The sequence below is a fragment of the Cellulomonas sp. Root137 genome (genome assembly GCF_001426725.1).
Taxonomy (GTDB): Bacteria; Actinomycetota; Actinomycetes; order Actinomycetales; family Cellulomonadaceae; genus Cellulomonas.
Window position 1 is genome coordinate 930243 of the sequence record NZ_LMFG01000001.1, and the last position, 21947, is coordinate 952189.

The 21947-nt window shown below is 72.3% G+C and carries 23 protein-coding genes; 7 read left to right on the forward strand and 16 right to left on the reverse strand.

Features of this window, described 5'->3' with window-relative positions:
• Positions 1–80 precede the first annotated feature (80 nt).
• On the forward strand, positions 81–1064 hold the full coding sequence (locus ASD18_RS04470) for an ABC transporter ATP-binding protein (protein ID WP_056087228.1): 984 nt from the start codon (positions 81–83) through the stop codon (positions 1062–1064).
• The gene (locus ASD18_RS04475; protein WP_056087232.1) at positions 1061–2059 is read left to right on the forward strand and encodes an ABC transporter permease subunit; all 999 of its coding nucleotides are present in this window, start codon (positions 1061–1063) and stop codon (positions 2057–2059) included. Before ASD18_RS04470 ends, ASD18_RS04475 begins: the two co-directional genes overlap by 4 nt.
• A gap of 7 nt (positions 2060–2066) precedes the next feature.
• Here ASD18_RS04475 and ASD18_RS04480 read toward each other — a convergent pair whose 3' ends face one another.
• Complete coding sequence (locus ASD18_RS04480; RefSeq protein ID WP_056087236.1) at positions 2067–2843, reverse strand: ABC transporter permease; 777 nt, start codon at positions 2841–2843, stop codon at positions 2067–2069.
• The gene (locus tag ASD18_RS04485; protein WP_056087238.1) at positions 2840–3781 is read right to left on the reverse strand and encodes an ATP-binding cassette domain-containing protein; all 942 of its coding nucleotides are present in this window, start codon (positions 3779–3781) and stop codon (positions 2840–2842) included. Before ASD18_RS04485 ends, ASD18_RS04480 begins: the two co-directional genes overlap by 4 nt.
• Before the next feature lie 86 nt (positions 3782–3867).
• Between ASD18_RS04485 and ASD18_RS04490 the strand changes: the two genes are divergently transcribed.
• Positions 3868–4644, forward strand: a complete 777-nt coding sequence (locus tag ASD18_RS04490; protein ID WP_056087242.1) for a TetR/AcrR family transcriptional regulator — start codon at positions 3868–3870, stop codon at positions 4642–4644.
• A 9-nt stretch (positions 4645–4653) separates the two neighbouring features.
• Complete coding sequence (locus tag ASD18_RS04495; protein ID WP_056087246.1) at positions 4654–4914, forward strand: GlsB/YeaQ/YmgE family stress response membrane protein; 261 nt, start codon at positions 4654–4656, stop codon at positions 4912–4914.
• A gap of 88 nt (positions 4915–5002) precedes the next feature.
• On the opposite strand, the gene ASD18_RS21745 is transcribed toward ASD18_RS04495, so the two are convergent.
• The 7 genes from ASD18_RS21745 to ASD18_RS04530 form a co-directional block, all read right to left on the reverse strand.
• Positions 5003–6898: a glycoside hydrolase family 11 protein gene (locus tag ASD18_RS21745; RefSeq protein ID WP_056087249.1), complete on the reverse strand. Its 1896-nt coding sequence runs from the start codon at positions 6896–6898 to the stop codon at positions 5003–5005.
• Between the two features lie 263 nt (positions 6899–7161).
• Entirely contained in the window at positions 7162–7365 is a 204-nt protein-coding gene (locus tag ASD18_RS04505; RefSeq protein WP_056087253.1) for a helix-turn-helix transcriptional regulator, read from the reverse strand.
• Entirely contained in the window at positions 7365–7862 is a 498-nt protein-coding gene (locus ASD18_RS04510) for a DUF2975 domain-containing protein (RefSeq protein ID WP_056087256.1), read from the reverse strand. Before ASD18_RS04510 ends, ASD18_RS04505 begins: the two co-directional genes overlap by 1 nt.
• A 72-nt stretch (positions 7863–7934) precedes the next feature.
• A complete protein-coding gene (locus ASD18_RS04515) occupies positions 7935–8357 on the reverse strand; it encodes an iron chaperone (RefSeq protein WP_056091554.1) in 423 nt (140 codons plus the stop codon).
• 34 nt (positions 8358–8391) lie between these two features.
• The gene (locus tag ASD18_RS04520) at positions 8392–10815 is read right to left on the reverse strand and encodes an excinuclease ABC subunit UvrA (protein WP_056091557.1); all 2424 of its coding nucleotides are present in this window, start codon (positions 10813–10815) and stop codon (positions 8392–8394) included.
• Positions 10816–10864: 49 nt separating this feature from the next.
• The gene (locus ASD18_RS04525; RefSeq protein ID WP_082573898.1) at positions 10865–12052 is read right to left on the reverse strand and encodes an RNA polymerase sigma factor; all 1188 of its coding nucleotides are present in this window, start codon (positions 12050–12052) and stop codon (positions 10865–10867) included.
• The gene (locus tag ASD18_RS04530; protein ID WP_056087265.1) at positions 12049–12489 is read right to left on the reverse strand and encodes a YciI family protein; all 441 of its coding nucleotides are present in this window, start codon (positions 12487–12489) and stop codon (positions 12049–12051) included. Before ASD18_RS04530 ends, ASD18_RS04525 begins: the two co-directional genes overlap by 4 nt.
• Positions 12490–12589: 100 nt before the next feature.
• Between ASD18_RS04530 and ASD18_RS04535 the strand changes: the two genes are divergently transcribed.
• Positions 12590–12940 carry a hypothetical protein gene (locus ASD18_RS04535; protein WP_056087268.1) on the forward strand — a complete coding sequence of 117 codons (351 nt, stop codon included), beginning with the start codon at positions 12590–12592 and terminating at the stop codon, positions 12938–12940.
• Positions 12941–12942: 2 nt separating this feature from the next.
• On the opposite strand, the gene ASD18_RS04540 is transcribed toward ASD18_RS04535, so the two are convergent.
• Genes ASD18_RS04540 through ASD18_RS04550 form a run of 3 tightly spaced genes read right to left on the reverse strand, consistent with a single transcriptional unit; the run spans position 12943 to position 16272 of the window.
• Entirely contained in the window at positions 12943–14628 is a 1686-nt protein-coding gene (locus ASD18_RS04540) for a glycoside hydrolase family 9 protein (RefSeq protein ID WP_056087271.1), read from the reverse strand.
• 22 nt (positions 14629–14650) lie between these two features.
• On the reverse strand, positions 14651–15433 hold the full coding sequence (locus ASD18_RS04545) for an MBL fold metallo-hydrolase (RefSeq protein ID WP_056091560.1): 783 nt from the start codon (positions 15431–15433) through the stop codon (positions 14651–14653).
• A 2-nt stretch (positions 15434–15435) separates the two neighbouring features.
• A complete protein-coding gene (locus tag ASD18_RS04550; RefSeq protein WP_056087274.1) occupies positions 15436–16272 on the reverse strand; it encodes a carboxylesterase in 837 nt (278 codons plus the stop codon).
• A 231-nt stretch (positions 16273–16503) separates the two neighbouring features.
• Between ASD18_RS04550 and ASD18_RS04555 the strand changes: the two genes are divergently transcribed.
• Positions 16504–18429, forward strand: coding sequence for an FAD-dependent oxidoreductase (locus ASD18_RS04555; RefSeq protein WP_056087277.1), 1926 nt, complete (start codon positions 16504–16506; stop codon positions 18427–18429).
• Positions 18430–18453: 24 nt separating this feature from the next.
• A complete protein-coding gene (locus tag ASD18_RS04560; RefSeq protein ID WP_056087280.1) occupies positions 18454–18972 on the forward strand; it encodes a putative immunity protein in 519 nt (172 codons plus the stop codon).
• A gap of 7 nt (positions 18973–18979) precedes the next feature.
• On the opposite strand, the gene ASD18_RS04565 is transcribed toward ASD18_RS04560, so the two are convergent.
• The 4 genes from ASD18_RS04565 to ASD18_RS04580 all read right to left on the reverse strand — a co-directional run bounded on the left by ASD18_RS04565 (position 18980) and on the right by ASD18_RS04580 (position 21927).
• On the reverse strand, positions 18980–20212 hold the full coding sequence (locus ASD18_RS04565) for an RNA polymerase sigma factor (RefSeq protein ID WP_056087282.1): 1233 nt from the start codon (positions 20210–20212) through the stop codon (positions 18980–18982).
• Positions 20209–20538, reverse strand: a complete 330-nt coding sequence (locus ASD18_RS04570) for a YciI family protein (protein WP_056091562.1) — start codon at positions 20536–20538, stop codon at positions 20209–20211. The genes ASD18_RS04565 and ASD18_RS04570 overlap by 4 nt, the downstream gene beginning before the upstream one ends.
• A 127-nt stretch (positions 20539–20665) precedes the next feature.
• Positions 20666–21094, reverse strand: a complete 429-nt coding sequence (locus tag ASD18_RS21285; protein ID WP_056087285.1) for an MFS transporter — start codon at positions 21092–21094, stop codon at positions 20666–20668.
• Entirely contained in the window at positions 21016–21927 is a 912-nt protein-coding gene (locus tag ASD18_RS04580; RefSeq protein WP_056087288.1) for an MFS transporter, read from the reverse strand. The genes ASD18_RS21285 and ASD18_RS04580 overlap by 79 nt, the downstream gene beginning before the upstream one ends.
• Between the last annotated feature and the right edge of the window lie 20 nt (positions 21928–21947).

Genomic DNA, 21947 nt, shown 5'->3' on the forward strand with positions numbered 1-21947 from the left:
GTCCCTGCGGAAACGCTACGGTGCACGCGACCGGGCGCAGTGCTCGTTCCTCGCGTCCGAGCGTCAAGGGGCACACCGACGTGTCAACGGAACTCGCCATCTCCACCCGCGGCCTGCGCAAGACCTACCGCAGCCGGACCGGGCGGCGGGCGGTCGCGGTCGGGGGGCTGGACCTGGACGTGCCGGTCGGTGGGGTGCACGGGTTCCTCGGCCCGAACGGCGCGGGCAAGACGACGACCATCCGGATGCTGCTGGGCCTGATCCGCGCGGACTCCGGGACGATGTCGCTGTTCGGCGAGGAGGTCCCGCAGCGGCTGCCGGAGGTGATCGGCCGGGTGGGCGCGATCGTCGAGCAGCCCAAGTTCTTCCCCAGCTTCTCCGGCCGCAAGAACCTGTCGATGCTGGCCCGGGCCATCGACGCCCCGACGCGGCTGGTCGACGTGGTGCTCTCGGACGTCGGGCTGCTGGACCGCGCCGACGACCGCTACAAGGGCTACTCGCTCGGCATGAAGCAGCGGCTCGCCATCGCCGCCACGCTGCTCAAGAACCCGGACCTGCTCATCTTCGACGAGCCGACCAACGGGCTCGACCCCGCCGGCATCCGGGAGATCCGCGGCACGATGCGGGGGCTCGCCGACCGCGGCAAGACCGTGCTGGTGTCCAGCCACATCCTGGCCGAGGTCGAGCAGGTGGCCGACACGGTCTCGATCATCGCGCGCGGGGAACTGATCGCGAGCGGTCGTGTGGCCGACCTGATCGGCACCGGGGTGGCCGCCACGGTCCGGGTGGGAGTGGCCGACCCGCAGCGGGCGCAGCACGTGCTCGGCGCGCAGGGCTGGACCGTGCGCCCCGACGGCCGGTACCTCCTGGTCGACGGCGGAGTGCCCCCGGCGCACATCACTCAGGCGCTCGCGGCGCACCAGCTGTTCGTCGAGGAGCTGGTGCCCCTGCGCGCCGACCTGGAGTCCGTGTTCCTCGAGCTCACGGCGGGCCGAGGTCCGGGGACCCACGCGCCACCGACCGGGGATGCCAGACCCGCGCACCACGCGGGGGAGGAGTCGTGAGCCGGCTGCTGCGGGTCGAGCTGGACCGGTTCGCGTCCCGCGCGCTGATCCGCGCCGGGGTGGTCGCCGTGCTGGTCATCTGCTGCTTCGCGGTCGTCTCGGCCTGGAACTCGGCGTCTCCGCCGTCGCAGGCCGAGCAGGACCAGGCCCGCGTCTACTACGAGCAGGCGCTCACGGACTGGGAGCAGAACGGCGAGCAGTACGTCGCCGACTGCCGAGCGCAGGAGGAGGCCGACAAGGAGACTGCCGACGATCCGGCCTTGGTCGACTACGGGTGCGACGGGATGACGGCACCCCGGCTCGAGGACTGGATCGCCGGTGCTCCGAGCTTCGCGCGGGACACGGCCGCGCTGCTGACGTCGCTCTCGCTGCTCCTCGTCCTGGCGCCCGTCCTGCTTGCGGGGAGCTTCGTCTCGGCCGAGTTCTCCACCGGCTCGATCGCCAACTGGCTCACGTTCGCCCCGCGCCGGGTGCGCGTGTACCTGAGCAAGGTGCTGGCGGCCGGGCTGGCGATCATCCCGGTGGCTCTGGTCGCGGTGGCGATCGTCCTCGGGGGGTCGTGGGCGGCCTATCGGTATTTCGACACGATCAACGCAGGGGTCTCGACGGACCTGGGGTCGCCCATGGCGGTCGCCCTGCGCCTCGTCGCCCTGACGCCGGTGGTCGCCGTGCTCGGGGCCGCCCTCGGCTTCCTCGTGCGGCACACAGCGGCTGTGCTCGGCGTCGTCCTGGGCTGGGTCGTGCTCGTCGAGGGGATCCTGGTCAACTGGGTCCAGACGCTGCGACCGTGGACCCTCACCCTCAACATCTCGGCCTGGGTGTCGGGCAGCGCACCGTACTGGACGCAGGAGTGCACGACGACCGAGTCCGGCCGGTCGTGCCGAAGCGTCGAGCACGTGCTGTCGCAGACCCAGGGCGCGGTGTACCTGCTCGTCGTCACCGCGGTGGTCGCCGGCGTCGCGCTCCTGGTGTTCCGGCGGCGCGACGTCGGCTGACCCCCGGTCACCGGCCCAGGTGCGCCCAGCGACGGACCGCCAGCGTGCCGAAGATCGCGACGAGCACGACCGGCCAGACGACGGCCAGGAGCACCACGTTGTCGGCCGCCCACCCGCTGGCCGCCACGGTCGGGTTGCCGAACAGGTCACGCGTCGCGGCCACGGTCGCGGTGACCGGGTTCCACGCCGACAGGGCTTGCAGCCAGCCGGGCATGGTCGAGATCGGCACGAACGCGTTCGACAGGAACACGAACGGCCACACCAGGATCTGCACCGCCATCACGCCGCCCTGCCCACGGAACAGCAGGCCGAGGTAGATGCCGACCCACAGGAACGCGAACCGCAGGAGCAGCAGCAGCCCGACGCCGGCCAGCGCGCTGCCGAGCCCCTCGTGCACCCGCCACCCGACCGCCAGCCCGGCGACCAGCAGCACCGCGAGGCCGACGACGCTCGCGAGCATGTCCGCGGTCGCCCGACCGAGCAGCACCGCGGCGCGGGACATCGGCAGCGAGCGGAACCGGTCGGTCACCCCGCGCTGCACGTCCTGCGACACCGCGGTCATGGTGCTCTCCAGCCCGAACGCCATGGTGACGGCGAGCATGCCGGGGAACAGGAACTCGATGTAGCCGCCCGGCACCTCGATCGCGCCGCCCAGCAGGTAGCCGAACATGAGGAGCAGCAGGATCGGGAACGCGAGGCCGATGAGCAGGTCCCACGGCTGACGCCGCCAGTGCCCGAGGTCGCGCAGGGTCACGGTCCACGAGTCACGCAGTGCCCAGGTCATGCGGCCTCCTTCGTCGTTCCGGTCAGGTGCAGGAAGACCTCGTCGAGGGTCGGCCGGCGCAGGATCACGTCGTCGACGACGATCCCGGCGTCGTCGAGCGTGCGGACCACGTGCGTGAGCGCGGCGACGCGGTCGGTGACGGTCGCGGTGACCCGTCGCCCGTCGAGGTCGATCTCCGCGTCCCCCGCGACCGCCCGCAGCGCGGACCGCGCGGCGGGCAGGTCGGCCTCGTCGCGGACGACGACGTCGAGCCGGTCCTGGCCGATCGACGCCTTGAGCGCGTCGGGGGTGCCCTCGGCGGCGACCCGGCCGTGGTCGAGCACGGTGACCTGCGACGCCAGCTGGTCCACCTCCTCCAGGTACTGGGTGGTGAGCAGCACGGCGGTCCCGCCCGCGACGAGCGCCCGGACCGACTGCCACACCTCCCGCCGACCGCCGGGGTCCAGCCCGGTGGTCGGCTCGTCGAGCAGCAGGACGGTCGGGTCGAGGACGAGCCCGGCGGCGAGGTCGAGCCGCCGCCGCATGCCGCCGGAGTAGGTGGACACGGGCCGGTCGGCGGCGTCGACCAGGTCGAACCGCTCGAGCAGCTCCTCCGCGCGGTGTCGCGCCCGCCGGGTGCCCAGGTGGCTCAGCCGCCCGAACATCACGAGGTTGTCGCGGCCGCCGAGGATCTCGTCGACGGCCGCGTGCTGGCCGACGAGCCCGAGGTGGCGACGCACCTGGCCGGGCTCGCGGATCACGTCGAAGCCGGCCACGCGCGCCGAGCCGCCGTGCGGGTCCAGGAGCGTCGACAGGATGCGCACGGCCGTCGTCTTCCCCGCGCCGTTGGGGCCGAGCAGGCCGTGCACGGTGCCCGGCTCCACCGCGAGGTCGAGGCTGTCGAGCACGGTGGTGTCGCCGTACCGGCGGGTCAGTCCGAGGGTCTGGATGGCTGTCATGGGCTCCTCCGTCGTCTAGCCGTACACTGTACGGTAAGGAACGCGCGACGTCACCCCCGTGTTCCCGACGGGAGAGGATGGGTGCCATGACGGAGATCACAGGCACCGGCGACCCGGCCCGGAGCATGGCGCTGCTGTGGCGCGAGTCGGAGCCCGCCCCCCGCGGCCGTGGTGCCGCCGCCGGCCTCTCCGTCGACCGCGTCGTGACCGCCGGGATCGCGCTCGCGGACACCGAGGGCCTGGGCGCGCTGTCGATGCGGCGGCTCGCCACCGACCTCGGCGTCGGCGCGATGACCGTCTACACCTACGTGCCCGGCAAGGCCGAGCTGGTCGACCTCATGGTGGACGCCGTGCTGGGGGAGATGGCGGACCTGTACACGCCCGCCTCCGACGACTGGCGCGCCCGGCTCGAGGCCGTCGCCCGCGCCAACTGGTCCCTCTACGAGCGCCACCCGTGGCTCCTGCACGTCGCCGCCTCCGGGCGACCCCCGCTGGGCCCGGGGGTGATGGCCAAGTACGAGCTCGAGCTGCGCGCGGTCGACGGCAGCGGGCTCGACGAGGTCGCGATGGATGCGGTGGTCACGCTCGTCGACGGCTTCGTGGCCGGCACCGCGCGGGGCGTCGTCGAGCAGGCGGCCGCCCAGCAGGCCACCGGGATCAGCGAGGCCGAGTGGTGGGCCGCCACCGAGCCGTTCGTCGCCCGCGTGTTCGACGCCGAGGCGTACCCGACGGTCGCGCGCGTCGGACCGATCGCCGGGGAGGCCCAGCAGGCGGCCTACGACCCGCGCCGCGCGTTCGAGTTCGGGCTGACACGCCTGCTCGACGGTATTGCGGTCCTGGTCGAGGGGACGAACCGGTCATAGTCTCGGCCCATGCTCATCCTCGGACTGATCCTCTTCGGCATGCTGATCGGCGCACTGGCGCAGCTGATCCTCGGCAAGGAACGTGGCGGGATCGACTGGACCATGGCGATCGTCGCCGGGCTGGTCGGGTCGTTCGTCGGTGGGCTGCTGGCCAGCCTGCTCGCCGGCGACGGGCTCGAGCTGCGCCCGAGCGGCATCATCGGCTCGATCGTCGGCGCGCTGATCGTCACCGCGATCTGGCGCGGCACTCGCGGGCGCGCCAAGGCCTGACCGCCGGACGCGCGAGAACGGCAGTCCCCCGCGAGAACGTCACTCTGAACCGACGTTCTCGCGGGGAGCTGCCGTCCTCGTCGGACCGTCAGCCCGTCGCGCAGGTGGCGCCCGGCGTCGTCGTGCTGCCGTTCTTCATGATCGTCACGCCGAAGGTGTTGCCGGCGCCGTTCGGCCGTGCCTGACGGGTGCTGCCGCTGCCGCTGAGCGTCGCGTTCCAGCTGTTCTGCACGCTCTGGCTCCCCGACAGGTTGAGCGTGACCACCCAGCTGCTGCTGCCGCTGACCGTGTAGCTCACGTTGAACCGGTCCGACCACTCGTCACCGCGCGTGGCGGTCACCGTGCAGGAGCCGGCCGGCGGGTTCGTCGTGCCGCCACCACCACCGGCGCTGGACGGTGCGACCGCCCGACCCGTGCTGCTCGAGATGTGCCCGGTGCAGAGGTTGCGGGACTTGAGGTCGTTCAGGATGTTCGGCAGCGCCTGCTGGGTCGCGGCCGGCCAGTCGTGCATGAGGATGATCTGGCCGTTGGTGAGGCGGGCGGCCGCCTGCCGGATGGCGTCGGCGCTCGCGTTGTTCCAGTCGTTGGAGTCGACGTCCCAGATGATCTCGCGCAGGCCGAGCGAGGACTCGACGTTCTTGAGGGTCTGGTTGGTCTCGCCGTACGGCGGCCGGAAGAGCGTCGGGGTGACCCCGGCGGTCTGCTGGATCGCGGTCTGGGTGCGAGAGAGCTGCGACTGGATGTCCGCCTGGCTCAGGTTCACCAGGTGCGGGTGGTCCCAGCTGTGGTTGCCGATCTGCAGGCCGGCGTTCTTGTAGGCCTGCATGAGCGACGCGTTGGACGAGGCGTTGGAACCCGTCGGGAAGACGGTCGCGGTGGCACCCGCGTTGCGCAGCGTGGAGATGAGCTGGTTGGTGGTGCCGGTGTTCGGGCCGTCGTCGAACGTCAGGCCCACGTAGCCGGCGGAGCAGCTCGTCGTCGTCGGCGGTGGGGTCGTTGTGCCGCCGCCTCCGCTGGAGGTGCCGCAGGTGGCCGACGGCGTCGTGTTGTTGCCGTTCTTCATGATGGTGACGCCGAACGTGCTGGAGCCCGTGGAGGTGACGGTCCGCCCGTTGACGGACGCGTTCCAGCTGTTCTGCACGGTCTGGCTGCCGTTGAGGTTGAGCGTCGCCGTCCAGGAGCTGGCGCCGCTGACCGTGTAGCTCACGTTGAACCGGTCGGACCACTCCTCGCCGCGGGTGGCCGTGATGCTGCAGCCGCCGGTGCTCGGGGGCGGTGTCGTGGTGCCCCCGCCGCCGGACCCCTCGCTCACCGTGATGTTCGAGCTCCCGCTGCTCTGGTAGCCCTCAGTCGCCATGATCATGTAGTTGTGGGTGCCGAGGTTCATGCCCTTGCCGGCCCACGCGTCGAAGTGGTTGCCGGACGTGATGGTGCCGCCGGTCTTCTTCGACTGCCGCACGCTCCAGTACTGGTAGAACGTCGCGGTGCCCTGGATCGAGGGCTGGTTCACGCGCTGGGTGCGGTAGATGTCGTACGTGCCGCCGTCGCTGTTCACGGTGCCCATGAACGTGCCCGTGGGCCGGTAGGTGCCCCAGTTGTCGACGATGTAGTACTCGATCAGCGGGCTGGTGGTCCACCCGTAGAGGGTCAGGTACGCGTTGCCCGAGGGGTTGAACGAGCCGGAGTAGTTGACGGACTTGCGCCCGCCGGTCTGCCAGCCCTTGCCGGCGACGAAGTTGCCGGTGTTGCTCCACTGGGTGGTGTAGTTGCCGCCCGATCCCAGGTTCATGGAGACGGTGCCGGGGGAGTCGGTCCAGAACGAGTAGAAGTACCCGTTGTTGGTGCCCGTCTCGTTCGACGACACGGCGCTGGCGGTGGTGGCGACGGCGAGCCCGGCGACGACCATCGCGCCGGCGGCGCCGAGGGCCGCCAGCGCACGGAACGACCGACGTCGTCGCAGCCTCGTACCGATACTTTCGGACATCCTGCACTCCTTTGTGCGTGGGGATCTGCGTCGCGCACCCGCGCGGGGAGGCGACGCCGTACCGACGTACGTGGCGTCGATAACGTTATCGACGCCAGTGTGCAGAGGTGTTCACGCCAAAGGGAACAGTCGTGGACGCACGCGAACCGTTTAGGTCCGCTACCCCGAAACTATCGGGCGTAAGCCGCTTGCCGGAACCAGCAGCCCGGTGTGCGCCGCGTCCGGGAACGTGCGTCCCGAAGGAGGGGGCGAAATCGATAGGCCTACGGCTCGTGGCGCAGCAGGTCCCCGGGCTGGCACTCCAGCACGGCACACAGGGCCTCGAGCGTGGTGAACCGGACCGCCTTGGCCCGGCCGTTCTTGAGCACGGCGAGGTTGGCGGGTGTGATGCCGACGCGGTCGGCCAGCTCGCCGACGGACATCTTGCGGCGGGCCAGCATCACGTCGACGTCGACGACGATCGGCATCAGATGACCTCGTCGAGCTCGGCGCGCAGGGTCGTCGCCGTCGAGTCGAGGACCATCGCCTTGGCCAGCAGCACCCGCAGGACGAGCACCACCAGGGCGATCCCGGCCGTGCCCATGCCGCCGATCACGACGAGCAGGACGATCCCGGGCGCCACCGCCTCGCCGGGTGCGAGCACGAACGACAGGATCATCGCCAGCACGGTGGCCGCGACCGCCGCTCCGATGATGACGTCGACGTACCGGAACGCCGCGGTGCTGAACACGGTGTCGCGCCGGACCATGGTGAGAAGCTGCCAGACGCAGACGAGAGCGGCCTGCACGGCCAGCACACCCAGGAACCCGATGATCATCACCGGCCAGCGCAGGTGCTCCACCGCGGCACCGCCGTCGTCGATGTCGCGACCGATGGCCGGGATGATCATGATCTGCACCGCCAGCAGGCCGGCGAACATCACCACGATCACCACCCGCAGCGCGAGGATGGCCAGTCGGCTCATGGCAGTGCTCCTTGGTGGCGATCTATCGATTAACGAGAGAAACCTATCGATAGACCGCCGCCATGGCAACCGTCAGCTGACCGCCTTCTTCACGAGCTCGCCGATCCGCTTCTCGTCCGCGGCCGTCAGGCCGGTCAGCGCGAAGGCCGTCGGCCACATGGAGCCGTCGTCGATGGTCGCCACGTCGTTGAAGCCGAGCGTCGCGTACCGGGTGTTGAACTTCGACGCGGCCTGGAAGAAGACGACCACCTTGCCGTCCTTCGCGTAGGCGGGCTGGCCGTACCAGGTCTTGGGCTCGAGCTCCGGGGCGACCTCCGTGACGATGGCGTGGATCCGCTCCGCCATCGCACGGTCGTCGTCGGCCATCTCGGCGATCTTCTCGAGCAGGTCGGCCTCGCCGTTCGCCTTGCGCCGCGACTCCTTGGCGCGCTCCTTGATCGCGGCGCGCTCCTCCGCGGTGAACCCCTCGGACTCCGTGCTCGTCGCCTTCGCCATCATCTGCTTCCTCTCTGGACCGTTGCCGAGAACCCTAGGGAGCGACGGCGACGGAGGCTTCTCCATCCCTGCTCGATGCGGCAGCACCCACGTAGGCGGCCAGGTGCTGGCCCGTGAGCGTCGGCCGGCCGGCGACCAGGTCGGCTGGCGTGCCCTCGAAGACGATCCGCCCGCCGTCGTGGCCCGCGCCGGGACCGAGGTCGACGATCCAGTCGGCGTGCGCCATGACCGCCTGGTGGTGCTCGACGACGATGACCGAGGTCCCGGAGTCGACGAGCCGGTCGAGCAGGCCCAGCAGCTGCTCGACGTCAGCCAGGTGCAGGCCGGTGGTCGGCTCGTCGAGGACGTAGATGCCGCCCTTGTCGCCCATGCGCGTGGCCAGCTTGAGCCGCTGGCGCTCGCCGCCGGACAGGGTGGTGAGCGGCTGACCGAGGCTCAGGTAGCCGAGCCCGACGTCGGCGAGCCGGACGAGGACCGCGTGCGCCGCCGGGGTGCGCGCCTCGCCGGCTCCGAAGAACTGCTCCGCCTCGGTCACCGACATCGCGAGCACCTCGCTGATGTCGCGGCCGCCCAGGTGGTACTCCAGCACCGAGGCCTGGAACCGCTTGCCCTCGCAGAGCTCGCACGGGGTGGCGACGCCCGCCATCATCGCGAGGTCCGTGTAGATGACCCCGGCGCCGTTGCAGCTGGGGCAGGCGCCCTCCGAGTTGGCGCTGAACAGGGCGGGCTTGACGCCGTTGGCCTTGGCGAACGCCTTGCGGATGGGCTCGAGCAGCCCCGTGTACGTGGCCGGGTTGCTCCGGCGCGACCCCTTGATGCCCGCCTGGTCGATGGACACGACGCCGGCGCCGGCCGGCATCGACCCGTGGATGAGCGAGCTCTTGCCGGAGCCGGCCACGCCCGTGAGCACGACGAGGACGCCGAGCGGGATGTCGACGTCGACGTCGCGCAGGTTGTTGGTGGTCGCGCCGCGGATCTCGAGCGTGCCGGTGGGCGTGCGGACCGACTCCTTGAGGGACGCCCGGTCGTCGAGGTGGCGTCCGGTGATGGTCCCGCTGGCCCGCAGCCCGTCGAGGCTCCCCTCGTAGCAGACCGTGCCGCCCGCGGAGCCGGCACCGGGTCCGAGGTCGACCACGTGGTCGGCGATCGCGATGGCCTCGGGCTTGTGCTCGACGACCAGCACCGTGTTGCCCTTGTCCCGCAGGCGCAGGAGCAGCGCGTTCATCCGCTGGATGTCGTGCGGGTGCAGCCCGATCGTGGGCTCGTCGAACACGTACGTCACGTCGGTGAGCGAGGAGCCGAGGTGGCGGATCATCTTGGTGCGCTGCGCCTCGCCACCCGACAGGGTGCCCGACGAGCGCTCCAGCGAGAGGTACCCGAGCCCGATGCTCACGAACGAGTCGAGCAGCTCGCGCAGCGCGGTGAGCAGCGGTGCGACGGACGGCTCGTCGAGCCCGCGCACCCACTCCGCCAGGTCGCTGATCTGCATCGCGCAGGCGTCGGCGATGTTGACCCCGCCGATCTTCGACGAGCGGGCGCCCTCGTTGAGCCGCGTCCCGTCGCAGTCGGGGCACGTGGTGAACACGACCGTCCGCTCCACGAACGCCCGGATGTGCGGCTGGAGGGCCTCGACGTCCTTGGCGAGGAACGACTTCTGGATCTTCGGGATCAGCCCCTCGTAGGTGAGGTTGATGTTGTCGACCTTGATCTTGGTCGGCTCCTTGTAGAGCAGGTCGTGCAGCTCCTTCTTGGTGAACTTGCTGATCGGCTTGTCCGGGTCGAAGAAGCCCGAGCCGCTGAAGATGCGCCCGTACCAGCCGTCCACGCTGTAGCCGGGGATGGTCAGCGCGCCCTCGTTGAGCGACTTGCTGTCGTCGTAGAGCTGGGTGAGGTCGAAGTCGGTGACCGATCCGCGGCCCTCGCAGCGGGAGCACATCCCGCCCGTGATCGAGAAGCTCCGGCGCTCCTTGGTGGTGGTGCCACCCTTCTCGATGGTCACCGCGCCGGCACCCGAGATGGACGCGACGTTGAACGAGAACGCCTGCGACGAGCCGATGTGCGGGACCCCGAGCCGGCTGAACAGGATGCGCAGCAGCGCGTTGGCGTCGGTCGCGGTGCCGACGGTCGACCGGATGTTGGCGCCCATCCGCTCCTGGTCGACGATGATCGCCGTGGTCAGCCCGTCGAGGATGTCCACGTCGGGCCGCGCCAGCGAGGGCATGAAGCCCTGGACGAAGGTGCTGTAGGTCTCGTTGATCATCCGCTGCGACTCGGCAGCGATCGTGCCGAACACCAGCGAGCTCTTGCCCGAGCCGGAGACCCCCGTGAACACCGTGAGCCGGCGCTTCGGGATCTCGATGCTGATGTCCTTGAGGTTGTTCTCCCGCGCGCCGTGCACGCGGATCCGGTCGTGGGTGTCGGCGACGTGTGCCGCAGTGCTCGTCTCGTCCATCACCATGTGCGACACGCTAGCGGCGGGCGGGGACACCGGGACGGGTGGGGTCCGCTCAGCTCAGCCGCGCGACCTGCGCCTCCAGGTAGCGGCGCTCCGCCACGTTGATCGCGCGGCCCGCGGCCCGCCGGTAGTGCGCGAGCGCCAGGTCCGTCTCACCGGCGCGCTCGTGCAGGTACGCGCGCAGCTGGTCGACCCGGGGAAGCGCGTCGTCCACGCCGTCCAGGATGGCCAGGCCGGCGGCCGGTCCGTCGACCATCGCCGCCGCGACCGCCCGGTTGAGCGTGACCACCGGGTTGCCGGTCATCCGCTCGAGCAGGCCGTAGAGCGCGAGGATCTGCGACCAGTCCGTCGCGTCCGCCGTGGGCGCACGGTCGTGGATCGCGGCGATCGCCGCCTGCAGCTGGTACTCGCCGACCGTCGCGCGTCCGAACGCCGCGTCGAGCAGGGCCGTGCCCTCGGCGATCCGGGGGCGGTCCCACCGGCTCCGGTCCTGGTCGGCCAGCGGCACCGGCGCACCCGATTCGTCGGTCCGCGCCGGTCGGCGTGCGTCCGTCAGGAGCATGAGGGCGAGCAGTCCGGCCACCTCGGCGTCGTCCTCGGCCGCGTACAGGAGCCGCGCGATCCGGATCGCCTCGTCGGAGAGGTCGGCGCGCGTCAGGTCGGAGCCGGCGCTGCTGGTGTAGCCCTCGTTGAACATCAGGTACAGCACGCGCAGGACGCTGCGCAGCCGGGCCGGGTGCTCGTCGGGCGCGGGCATCGAGAACCGCTCACCCGCGACCCGCTGCTTGGCGCGGCTGATCCGCTGCGCCATGGTCGGCTCCGGCACCAGGAACGCCCGAGCGATCTCCGCGGTGGTCAGCCCGCCGACCGCGCGCAGGGTCAGCGCGATCGCGGACGGGGGAGTGAGCACCGGGTGGCAGCACAGGAACAGGACCGTCAGCGTGTCGTCGTCCTGCGCAGCGCCGCCGGACGCGGGCTCGGTGGCGGCGTGGAGCTCACGGCTGCGGCGGGCGACGTCGCTGCGCCACCGGTCGACCATCCGCCGCGACGCGGTCTGCAGCAACCACCCTCGCGGCTGCGCGGGGACCCCGTCCGCCGACCAGCGCTGCGCGGCCGCCAGGAGCGCCTCCTGCACCGCGTCCTCCGCGGCGTCGAAGTCGCCCCACCTGCGCGCGAGCATGCCGAGGACCTGCGGCGCCAGCTGACGCAGCAGGTCCTCGACGTCGTCGGGGACGTTCAGCGGGCGTCGCTCGCCGTCTCGAGGAACGCGTTCATCTCCTCGACGTCCGACGGCCCGTCCTCCATGATCCGGCGCACCTGGATGGGCTGCTGGGTCGGCACCCCGCCGCGTCCGGGCACCGCCGAGACGAGGCCGGCGATCTCCACCGCGCGCGCCTCGGTCTCCGTCTCGACGATCTGGTACCCCGCGACCCACTCCTTGAACTCCTGGAACGGCCCGTCGGTGACGACCGTCGTGGCGCCGTCCGACGTCACGACCTTCGCCAGGTCGGGGCCGGTGAGGATCTCCCCGCCGACGAGCTCGCCGCTCTCGGTCAGCTCGCGGTTCAGCCGGCCGTAGTAGTTCAGGTGCGCGGCGACCTCGTCGTCGGTCCACGCCGACATCGGGGCGTCGTCGGGACCGCTCTGGAAGTCCACGATCAGCAGGTACTTCGCCATGGTTCTGCTCCTTCGTCGTCGTGCCCAGACTGGCACTGTCACTCGAGGAACGGAGCGGTCCCGCGTTCCTCTACATGGTTCGGAGGAGTAGTTTCCGCGCATGGACCCGTCGTCCTCGACCCGGATGCCCGGCCGCCTCGTGCCCGCGAGCGGCGGTCACGTCCCCGTGCGGGTGCGCGGGTTCCTCGACTCGGCGGCGCCCACCCGCGCCACCCGCTCCGAGCGGGGGTTCGCCGTCGCGCTGGCCCGCAGCGAGCACGACGTCGTCAAGGTGCTCGACGGCTCCACGGTCCTCGGGTTCCTGCCGGCCACGTGGTCGCAGACGGTCGACTTCGAGCTGTGGTCGTGCGAGCAGGCGGGGGAGCCTGCCCTGGCCCGCGCGGTGCTCGAGGGTGTCCCCGGCGAGCGCGACCTGTTCGTCATGCTCGACTGGAAGCGCCGCCGCGCCTGACCTCACCGGTCGAGGAACGTGGCCACCCAGACCAGGGGTGCGTTCCAGCGGATGCAGACGTCGTTGGTGACCTCGGACGTCGGCTCGTCCAGGTAGCAGAGCTGGGGGGCGAGGCCGACGAGCCGCGAGTCGTAGGGGAAGTCCGGCGCGGGGACGGAGTTGGCGCCGCCGGCCAGGGCGCCGGGCGGGGGTGGCGGCATCGTCGGGTCGAGGTCGTGCCCGAACTGGCGGGTGCGCTGGTGGTGGCTGTGGTCGGTGCCGTACCCGGTGACGTAGCTCTGGCCGAGCGCGTTGCGTCCGAGCAGGTAGTCCACGCCGGACGCGACCGCGTCGCGGTAGGCGGTGCTCCCGGTGACCAGGTGGGCGACCCCGAGGACGACGAGGTTGTTCAGGATCCGACCGTTCGACCCCCAGCCCCACCCGTCGGCGGGCGCGTAGGGCTGCCCCCACGGCTGGTGGGACTGCAGGCCGAGCAGCCGGTCGGCGGCGCGGCGAACGCCGTCGACCACCCGCCCGTGGTCCTCGAGCCGGCGGCCGTGCAGTGCCAGGTCCAGGCGCGCGGGCGCGCTGACGCGGTGGAAGTCGTACCCGGAGGTGTCGAACGGGTCGGCGGCGTGCTCGGAGCAGTCGAGGACGTGCTCCTCGTACACGCGCTCACCGGTGGCCAGCCAGAGCTCGGCGGCGGCCCAGTAGAAGTCGTCGCCCACGTCGCCGTCGTCGTAGGGTCCGCCGCCGTGCCGCGCGTGGTCGTCCGGGGGGAGCAGGTCGGGACGCCGCCGCGCGGCGTCGTAGGCCGACCGCGCGGCCGCCAGCAGGCGTGCGGCGTAGGCGGGATCGGTCGGGCGGACGTGCCGGGCGCCGGCTGCCGCCGCAGCCGCCAGGTGCAGGGCCGCGGTGGTCGACGGCCGGTGCAGGACGCGTTCCGTGGGGTCGAGGTGCGGCCATCCGGGCAGCGGCGACCAGACGGTCCCGTGCACGCGGTGGAACGCCAGCCCGGCGAGCGGGCGGCCCGGTGGCACCTGCATCCGCAGCAGCCAGTCCAGCTCCCAGCGGCACTCGGCCAGCACCGCGCCGGCCCTCGGGTCGTCGGGCGGGAGCACGTCGAGGGTGCCGAGCAGCTGCCAGACCGCGAGCGCGCCGCTGGTCGTGTACTTGCCGTAGTCGCCGGCGTCGTACCAGCCGCCCGAGACGTCGTACGTGCCGTCGTCGCGCCAGCCGGGGTAGAGCCGCTCCGCGTCGGGACCCGTCCAGGCGGGCACGGCGCCGTCCCCGGGGTGTCCGGCCGGGCGCTCGTAGCCGGGCACGTCGACCGGGGCGCCCGACCGCAGGAGCAAGAAGAAGCGCAGGGCGTCGTCGCCGAGGTCCGCGTACCGGCGGCCGTCCACGACGAACGGATGGCTGACGTGCTGGACGGAACGGACCCGGAACGACCCCTCGGGAAGGCCGCTGAGGTCGAGCACGTGCACCGGAAGGCCGGAGGTCGGTTCGGGACGGACCGGCCACGGTCGCGACACCCCGGACAGGACGACGCGGTCGTCGTCACTGACCACCTCGAACGCCACGGGACCGGGTTCCGTCGACACCAGCGTGGCGCCCATCGGCAGGCCGGGGACGTAGCCCAGCTGGTTCACCAGCACGGCAGGGCGCCGCGCGAGGACGTCCTCGACGGACCACCGTGGCCAGCTCACCCCCGGCAGCCTAGGCGAGCGCTCAGACCTCCACCACGAGCGGCCGACCCGGTTCCGCCCACGTGGTGCGCCCGGGATCGGGAGCCAGCTCCGGTCGCTCGAGCGCAGCCGGCCGGTCGACGAAGTGCGACCACCCCTCGTAGTGCACGGGGAGCACCGTCCGGGGCTGCAGGGCGCGGCACAGCTCGCGTCCGTCGTCCACCGTCATCGAGTAGCGCAGCGGACCGGTCACGGGGAACCGGACGCCGCCGAGGTGCAGCACCGCGGTGCCGACGCGCCTCCGCTCGGCGACCTGGCGCACCCCGCCGTACAGGACGGTGTCCCCGGAGAACCACAGGGACCCGTGCACCTGGCCCTCCCACGTGAGGTCGAACCCGATGACGGCCCCGGCGACCGGACGGCTGCCGACGGGTCCGTGCCGGCACGGGGTCGCCGTGACGGTCAGCGTGGGACGGTCCGGATGGGTGAGCGTCGTCGTGGCCCACGGACGCAGGCCCACCGCGGGCGGACCGAGGCGGCGCGCACCCGGCACGGTGGTCAGGATCGTGGGTGCCCCGCCGAGCAGCTGTCGGCCGGCGTCGTCGAGGTTGTCGGCGTGGTGGTCGTGGGTGAGCAGCACCGCGTCGACGTCGCCGACCTCTGCCGCCGCGACGGCCGGGCCGGTGGTCTTCCGCGACGACGTCCCCCAGCCGAACGCGTACGTCCGGCCGGGGGCGTCGAAGGTCGGGTCCGTGAGGATGCGCCAGCCGTCCACCTCCACGAGGGTCGTCGGCCCGCCGACGTGCGTGAACGTCAGGGTGGACACCGTCAGGACGCGGCGGAGCTCTGCGCGGGAGCCCAGGCGGCATGGGCGAGCGCCCACTCGAGGGCCCGGTCGGCGACCTCCTCCCAGCCCGGCCCGGCGACCATGAGGTGCGGTCGGCCCTCGTAGGTCTCGTGCTCGGTGACGGTGCCCGCGCCGCGGTAGTGCTTGGCGTTCGACGCCTGCACCGACGGCGGCATGATGTGGTCCTCGGAGCCCGACAGGAACAGCAGCGGCACGCGGTTCGGGTTGCCGAAGTCCACCCAGGCGTCCTGGTGTCCGGGCTGGACGTTCGCGAGCACGGAGTCGATGAGCACGCGGCCCGACGCCGGGATGTGGTACCGGTCGTAGAAGTACTGTGACTCCTCCTCCGTGTACGTGTTGGTGAACGCGTACGTCCACTCCTCGAACGACAGGCCGACCGCGCGGTGGTGGTTCGCCGGGTTCTTCACCACGGGGAACACCGACTTCAGCTGGGACCACGGGGTGGTCTTCACCCCCTCCACCGGCGCCGAGTTCAGCGCGACCCCCGCGCTGCCGTGCCCCCGGTCGAGCATCAGCTGAAGGAACGTGCCGCCCGCGGAGTGACCCATGAGGATCGGCGGGGTGGCGGTGTCCAGCGCGCTCAGGAACGCGTCGAGGTGGGATGCGATCGCGTCCGTCGTGAGGTCGGCGATCGGCGTCGGGTCGGCCCGCAGAGCCTCCACCTCGACCTCGAACCCGGGGTAGCCGGGCGTGTGGACGGTGTAGCCCTTGGCCTCGTAGTGCGCCTTCCACCCCTCCCACGAGCGGGGCGTGACCCAGAAGCCGTGGATGAGCACGATCGTGTCCGGAGTGGTCATGAGGTCTCCTCGTCTCGCGGCGGTCGGTCCCGTCCGGCCCGCTCAGCAGCACAGTCGCACCAGGTGTCCGGGGTGCACTGTGCTGGCCGTGCACGGTTCTGGTGCCTGCGTGCACACGACGGACCCACCCGGGACCTCCGACCCAGGAACCGCTTCGACGACCGGCGGACGATCGAGCCACCACTGGCACTGCCCCGGCCGCATCGTCGCGCGCCGGAGGAAAGGACTCCGATGTCCGCGTTCGCCCACGTCATCGCACCCGGACGCATCGGCGCCCTCGAGCTCGCCAACCGCGTGATCATGCCGCCGATGGGGACCAGTCTCTCCGACGCGGACGGCCACTTCTCCGACCGTCAGGTGGCCTGGTACGCCGAGCGTGCCGGCACGGGTGCGGGCCTGGTGGTCACCGAGCTCACCGCCGTGAGCCGCGACCTCGAGCTCACGGCGGGCCTCGCGCACGCCGACTCCGACGCCGCGATCCCGGCCCTGACCCGGCTCGCCGACGCGGTGCACGCCAAGGGCGGGCGGCTCGGGGTGCAGCTCACGGCCGGCATGGGACGCAACAACCCCGCGTACACCCCCGAGCAGCCGCCGGTCTCGGCGTCGGACAACCCGAACTTCTTCGACCCGACCGTCCTGTGCCGCCCGCTGACCACCGACGAGGTCCGCGCGCTCGTCGGCCGGTTCGCCGAGGCGGCGGTCCGGTGCGCGGCCGCCGGCGTCGACATGGTGGACCTGCACGGCCACACGGGCTACCTGATCGACCAGTTCCTCGGCCCGCAGTGGAACCGCCGCACCGACGTCTACGGCGGCTCGGTCACCAACCGCGCCCGCTTCGCCACCGAGATCATCCAGGCGATCAAGGCCGCGGTCCCGGACCTGCCGATCAGCTTCCGGCTGTCCGTCAGCAACAAGATGCCCGGCACCCGCGACGTGGCGGAGGCGCAGCAGGTCGCGCGCCTGCTCGAGGCGGCGGGGCTGGACCTGCTCATGGTCGACGACGGCGCCTACGACGCCATGGACTGGGTGTTCCCGCCGTACTACCTCGGTGACGCGTGCATGGTCCCGTCCGCGCGGGCGATCAAGGCGGTCGTGTCGATCCCCGTCATGGCGGTCGGCAACCTCACCCCGGAGAACGCCGAGGGCGTGCTCGCCGCCGGTGACGCGGACTTCGTCGGCATCGGTCGCGGGCTCATCGCCGACCCGGAGTGGGTGGCCAAGCTCGCGGACGGGCGTCGCGACGACATCCGCCCCTGCATCCGCTGCAACCAGCTGTGCATCGGCGCGATCTTCACCGGCGCCACCATCGGCTGCGCGGTGAACCCCACCGCCGGCTACGAGCTGGAGCGTGCCCTCGTCCCCGCGGCCGCGCCCAAGCGCATCGCCGTCGTCGGCGGTGGCCCGGCCGGCCTGGAGGCGGCGCGCGTCGCCGCCCTGCGCGGCCACACGGTCGACGTCTACGAGAAGGCCGAGCACCTCGGTGGCGTGCTGCTGCCGGCCGCGACCCCGGAGTTCAAGAAGGAGCTGCGGGCCATGATCGGCTGGTGGGAGCGGCAGATCGCCGACCTGCCCGTCACGGTGCACCTGGGCACTGAGATCCTCGCCGACGACACCCGCCTGGCCGGTGCGGACGAGGTCGTGGTCGCCACCGGTGCGGACCCGTTCGTCCTGCCGATCCCGGGCGTCGACGGCGAGAACGTGCTCGAGGTGCTGGACGCCCACCTGCACCGTGACCGCGTGGGTTCTCGCGTCGTCGTCGCCGGCGGCGGACTGTCCGGCGCCGACCTCGCGCTCGAGCTGGCTGAGGACGGCCACGAGGTCACCATCGTCGAGATGGCCGACGCGATCGCCGCGGACCTGCTGTTCATCAACGCGATCAGCCTGCTGCGCAGCCTCACGGACGCGCGCGTGCACGTGCTCACCGGCCACCGCGTCACCGAGATCGACGAGAAGGGCCTGACCGCCGTCGGGCCCGACGGCGAGGTGCACGTGGACGCCGACACGGTCGTGACCGCGTTCGGTGTGCGACCCGCCCACGGTTTGGCTGACGCGCTGGCCGCGACCGGGCTCAACGTCCACGCGATCGGCGACTGCGTGCTCCCGGCGAAGGTCGGCGAGGCGATCAACGCGGGGTACCTGACGGCAGCGGTGCTCTGAGGTTCGGGCTGGTAGGAACGTGGGGTGCCGATCCTCCCGACCGAGCGTGACCCGCGGCTGATCACCGTCCGCCGCGGCGGCACCCTGACGGACGACCACCACCGGCTGCTGGCCGAGTGGGCGCTGCAGTGCGCGGAGCACGTGCTGCACCTGTTCGAGGCCGACCGACCGGACGACGACCGCCCCCGGCAGGCGATCGCCGTCGGTCGGGCGTGGATCCGCGGCGAGGTGCCGATGAAGGTCGCGCACAGCGAGGCGTTCCAGGCGAACGCCGCGGCCCGCGGGATGCCGGCCCCGGTGAAGTTCGCCGCGCTGTCGGCCGGTCAGGCGGTGGCGGTGGCGCACGTCGCGGCCCACGACCTCGGCGCCGCCGCGTACGCGATCAGGGCGGTCGGTGCCTCGGTGCCCTCCGCCGAGGCCGCACACGCGCAGGCAGCGGAACGGCAGTGGCAGCGAGAGCGTCTGCCGGGAGCCGTCCGCGCGCTGGTGCTCGACGACCAGCGCCGCCGGAGCGCGATCTGCTGGAACGTCTTCGACGACTGACGCCAGATCACCCCAGCTCGTCGCGGCGCCGGGTCAGGTAGGCGGTCTCGGCGGTGTTGCCCGCCAGCGCGATCGCCCGGTCGTACGCCTCGCGCGCCTCGGTGCCGCGGTCCAGCCGACGCAACAGCTCCGCGCGGGTGGCATGGAAGGCGTGATAGCCGTCCAGCGCCTCCCCCAGCGGGGCGACGGCCGCGAGCGCCACCTCGGGCCCGTCGACCTCCGCGACCGCGACCGCGCGGTTGAGGGCGACGACCGGGGAGCGGTCCAGGCGGACGAGCTGGTCGTACAGGGCGACCACCTGCGACCAGTCGGTGTCGCGGGCGTCGCGGGCGGAGGTGTGCACCGCGTTGATCGCGGCGAGGAGCTGGTACCGACCCGGGGCCGCCCCGGTCGCCAGGCGCTCGCGGACCAGCCGGTGCCCCTCGGCGATCAGCTCCCTGTCCCAGAGCCCGCGGTCCTGCTGCTCGAGGACCACCAGCTCGCCGGTCGTCGAGACGCGAGCGGTGCGGCGGGCCTCGGTGAGGAGCATCAGCGCCAGCAGGCCGGCCACCTCACCGTCCTCGGGCAGGAGGACGCGGACCAGGCGGGCGAGCCGGATCGCCTCGGCGGTCAGGTGCGGACGGACGGGGTCGGCGTCGGGGCTCGTCGCCAGGTAGCCCTCGTTGAACACGAGGTAGAGGACCGCGAGCACCCCCGAGACGCGCGCCGGGAGGTCGTCCGCCGACGGGACCCGGTAGGGGATCCGCGCGGCCTTGATCTTCGCCTTCGCGCGGGTGATCCGCTGACCCGTGGCGGACTCCTGCACGAGGAACGCCCGCGCGATCTCCGGCACGGTCAGTCCGCCGACCATGCGCAGGGTCAGTGCCACGCGCGACTCCATGGCGAGCGCGGGGTGGCAGCACGTGAAGATCAGCCGCAGCCGCAGGTCGTCGACCACTCCGAGCTGTTCCGGGGGATCGTCACCGCTCAGCATCCGAGCCGCCTCGTGCTTGTCGTCGCGCTTGGCCTCGCGGCGGATCCGGTCGATGGCCTTGCGGTTGGCCGTCGTCGTCAGCCAGCCTCCCGGGTTGGGGGGCACGCCGTCCGACGGCCACCGCTCGACGGCCACCGCGAAGGCCTCCGCGGCGGCGTCCTCGGCGAGGTCGAGGTCGCCGAACCGCCTGGTCAGGGAGGCCACCACGCGTGCCCACTCGTCGCGGTGCGCCGCGGTGACCGCCTCCCGGACGTCGACGTCGGTCACAGGAACGGACGCACCTCGACCTTCCGGTTGCAGGCCCGTGACCCCTCGGCAGCGAGCCTGAGGGCCACGTCGAGGTCGGCGGCCTCGATGATCCAGAAACCGGCGACGTGCTCCTTGGTCTCGACGAAGGGACCGTCGGTGACGATCGCCTCGCCCGCACCCCGGTTGTCGATGACGGTCGCGGTGTCGGGTGAGGCCAGACCGCCGGCGAACACCCAGCTCCCCTCGGCCCGCAGCCCGTCGTTGAACGCGTCGATCGCGGTCATCTCCTCCGGCGTGGCGAAGCCGGACGTCTCGTCGAAGATCACGGACACCAGATACTGCATCTCGGCCATCCCTGTGCTCGGCGGCCGCCCGGCGCGGGCGACCTCTCACCCTTGCTACGAACGATGCTGCCCCGATCCGACACCGCGTGCCGGGCTTTCGCAGCGACCTGCACCGGGCGGCGACACCCTACCGAGGGGCCGGCGTGTGCTCGTCGCCGAGCCGCGCCCGTCGCACCCCGGTGGCCAGCGACACGGTCGCGACGACGACCAGCGTCGCCCCGGCCACGACGAGGGCGGTGCCATAGCCGGCCGCGTCGCCGAGCAGGCCACCGAGCGGTGCGGCGACGACGATCACCGCGCGGTTGGCGGACCGCCGGGTGGCGTTGGTCCGCCCCTGCAACCGGTCGGGTGTCGCGGTCTGCCAGTAGGCCATCTCGTTGGCGTTCTCGGCGCCCATGCACAGGCCGAGCAGCAGCTGTCCGAGCGCGAAGAGCACCCACGCGCCGGCGCCCGGGACCAGCAGCGCCGCCGCCGCCATCACGCCCCATGCCGTCCCCGTGCCCAGCCGGGCGCCGATGATGACGTGCCCGGCGCCCCACCGGTCGCCGAGCCGCACCGCGACGGAGGCCCCCGCGAGCGCCCCGACGCCGGCCGCGGCCAGCGCGGGCCGAGCGTGGCAGGGCTGAGGTGCAGGGTCCGCAGGGCGAAGGGCGTCATCACGGCCCCCGCCACGGCCGAGCACGCGAACCAGGCGTGGGTCGAGAGCGCCAGCGGCCGCAGGGTCGCGTGCCGGTAGATCCAGTGGAGGCCCTCGCGGATCTCGGGGCCGATGTCCCGCACCCTGCGCCGGGACTCGCCCCGGGGCTCGTCGGCCTTCACGGTGATCAGGAGGATGGCCGAGACGAGGTAGCTGACGGCGTCGACGAGCACCGCGAGGGGCGCTCCCAGCAGCTGCACCAGGCCGCCCGCGACCGCCGGCCCGCTCGCCTGCGCCACGGCGTCGGACTGGTCCAGCCGGGCGTGCGCGGGCCCGAGCAGCCGCGTGGGGACGAGCCGGGGGACGAACGACTGGAACGCCGCGTCGCCCACCACGGTGCACAGCCCGAAGACCGCCATCACCCCCGCCAGCCAGCCGACGGTCAGCGACCCGGTCGCGGACAGGACGGGGATCGCCGAGAGTGCGACCGCGCTGAGCAGGTCCGTCGCGACGAGCACGGGCCGGCGGCGGACCCGGTCGACGAGCACCCCCGCGAGCAGCCCGAACAGCAGGTACGGCACCCACCGTGCGGCGTTGACCAGCCCGACGTCCACGGCGTCGCCGGCCAGCACGTCGACCACCAGGACCTGGATCGCCAGGACGGTGACGTAGCTCCCGAACGCCGAGGCGGTCGAGGCGGTCCACAGGCGGGCGAAGCCGCGCGACTCGCGCAGGGTCGCCGGAGAGGTCACCGGTGCTTTCTACCGCACCC

Bases quoted from the DNA above. Each gene is read 5' to 3' on its own strand.
- ASD18_RS04495 (WP_056087246.1), top strand. From the start codon at position 4,654: ATGCTCATCCTCGGACTGATCCTCTTCGGCATGCTGATCGGCGCACTG.
- ASD18_RS21745 (WP_056087249.1), bottom strand. From the start codon at position 6,898: ATGTCCGAAAGTATCGGTACGAGGCTGCGACGACGTCGGTCGTTCCGT.
- ASD18_RS04530 (WP_056087265.1), bottom strand. From the start codon at position 12,489: ATGGCGAAGTACCTGCTGATCGTGGACTTCCAGAGCGGTCCCGACGAC.
- ASD18_RS04505 (WP_056087253.1), bottom strand. From the start codon at position 7,365: ATGCCGATCGTCGTCGACGTCGACGTGATGCTGGCCCGCCGCAAGATG.
- ASD18_RS04520 (WP_056091557.1), bottom strand. From the start codon at position 10,815: ATGGTGATGGACGAGACGAGCACTGCGGCACACGTCGCCGACACCCAC.
- ASD18_RS04535 (WP_056087268.1), top strand. From the start codon at position 12,590: ATGGACCCGTCGTCCTCGACCCGGATGCCCGGCCGCCTCGTGCCCGCG.
- ASD18_RS04555 (WP_056087277.1), top strand. From the start codon at position 16,504: ATGTCCGCGTTCGCCCACGTCATCGCACCCGGACGCATCGGCGCCCTC.
- ASD18_RS04510 (WP_056087256.1), bottom strand. From the start codon at position 7,862: ATGAGCCGACTGGCCATCCTCGCGCTGCGGGTGGTGATCGTGGTGATG.
- ASD18_RS04515 (WP_056091554.1), bottom strand. From the start codon at position 8,357: ATGGCGAAGGCGACGAGCACGGAGTCCGAGGGGTTCACCGCGGAGGAG.
- ASD18_RS04485 (WP_056087238.1), bottom strand. From the start codon at position 3,781: ATGACAGCCATCCAGACCCTCGGACTGACCCGCCGGTACGGCGACACC.
- ASD18_RS04490 (WP_056087242.1), top strand. From the start codon at position 3,868: ATGACGGAGATCACAGGCACCGGCGACCCGGCCCGGAGCATGGCGCTG.
- ASD18_RS04550 (WP_056087274.1), bottom strand. From the start codon at position 16,272: ATGACCACTCCGGACACGATCGTGCTCATCCACGGCTTCTGGGTCACG.
- ASD18_RS04480 (WP_056087236.1), bottom strand. From the start codon at position 2,843: ATGACCTGGGCACTGCGTGACTCGTGGACCGTGACCCTGCGCGACCTC.
- ASD18_RS04570 (WP_056091562.1), bottom strand. From the start codon at position 20,538: ATGCAGTATCTGGTGTCCGTGATCTTCGACGAGACGTCCGGCTTCGCC.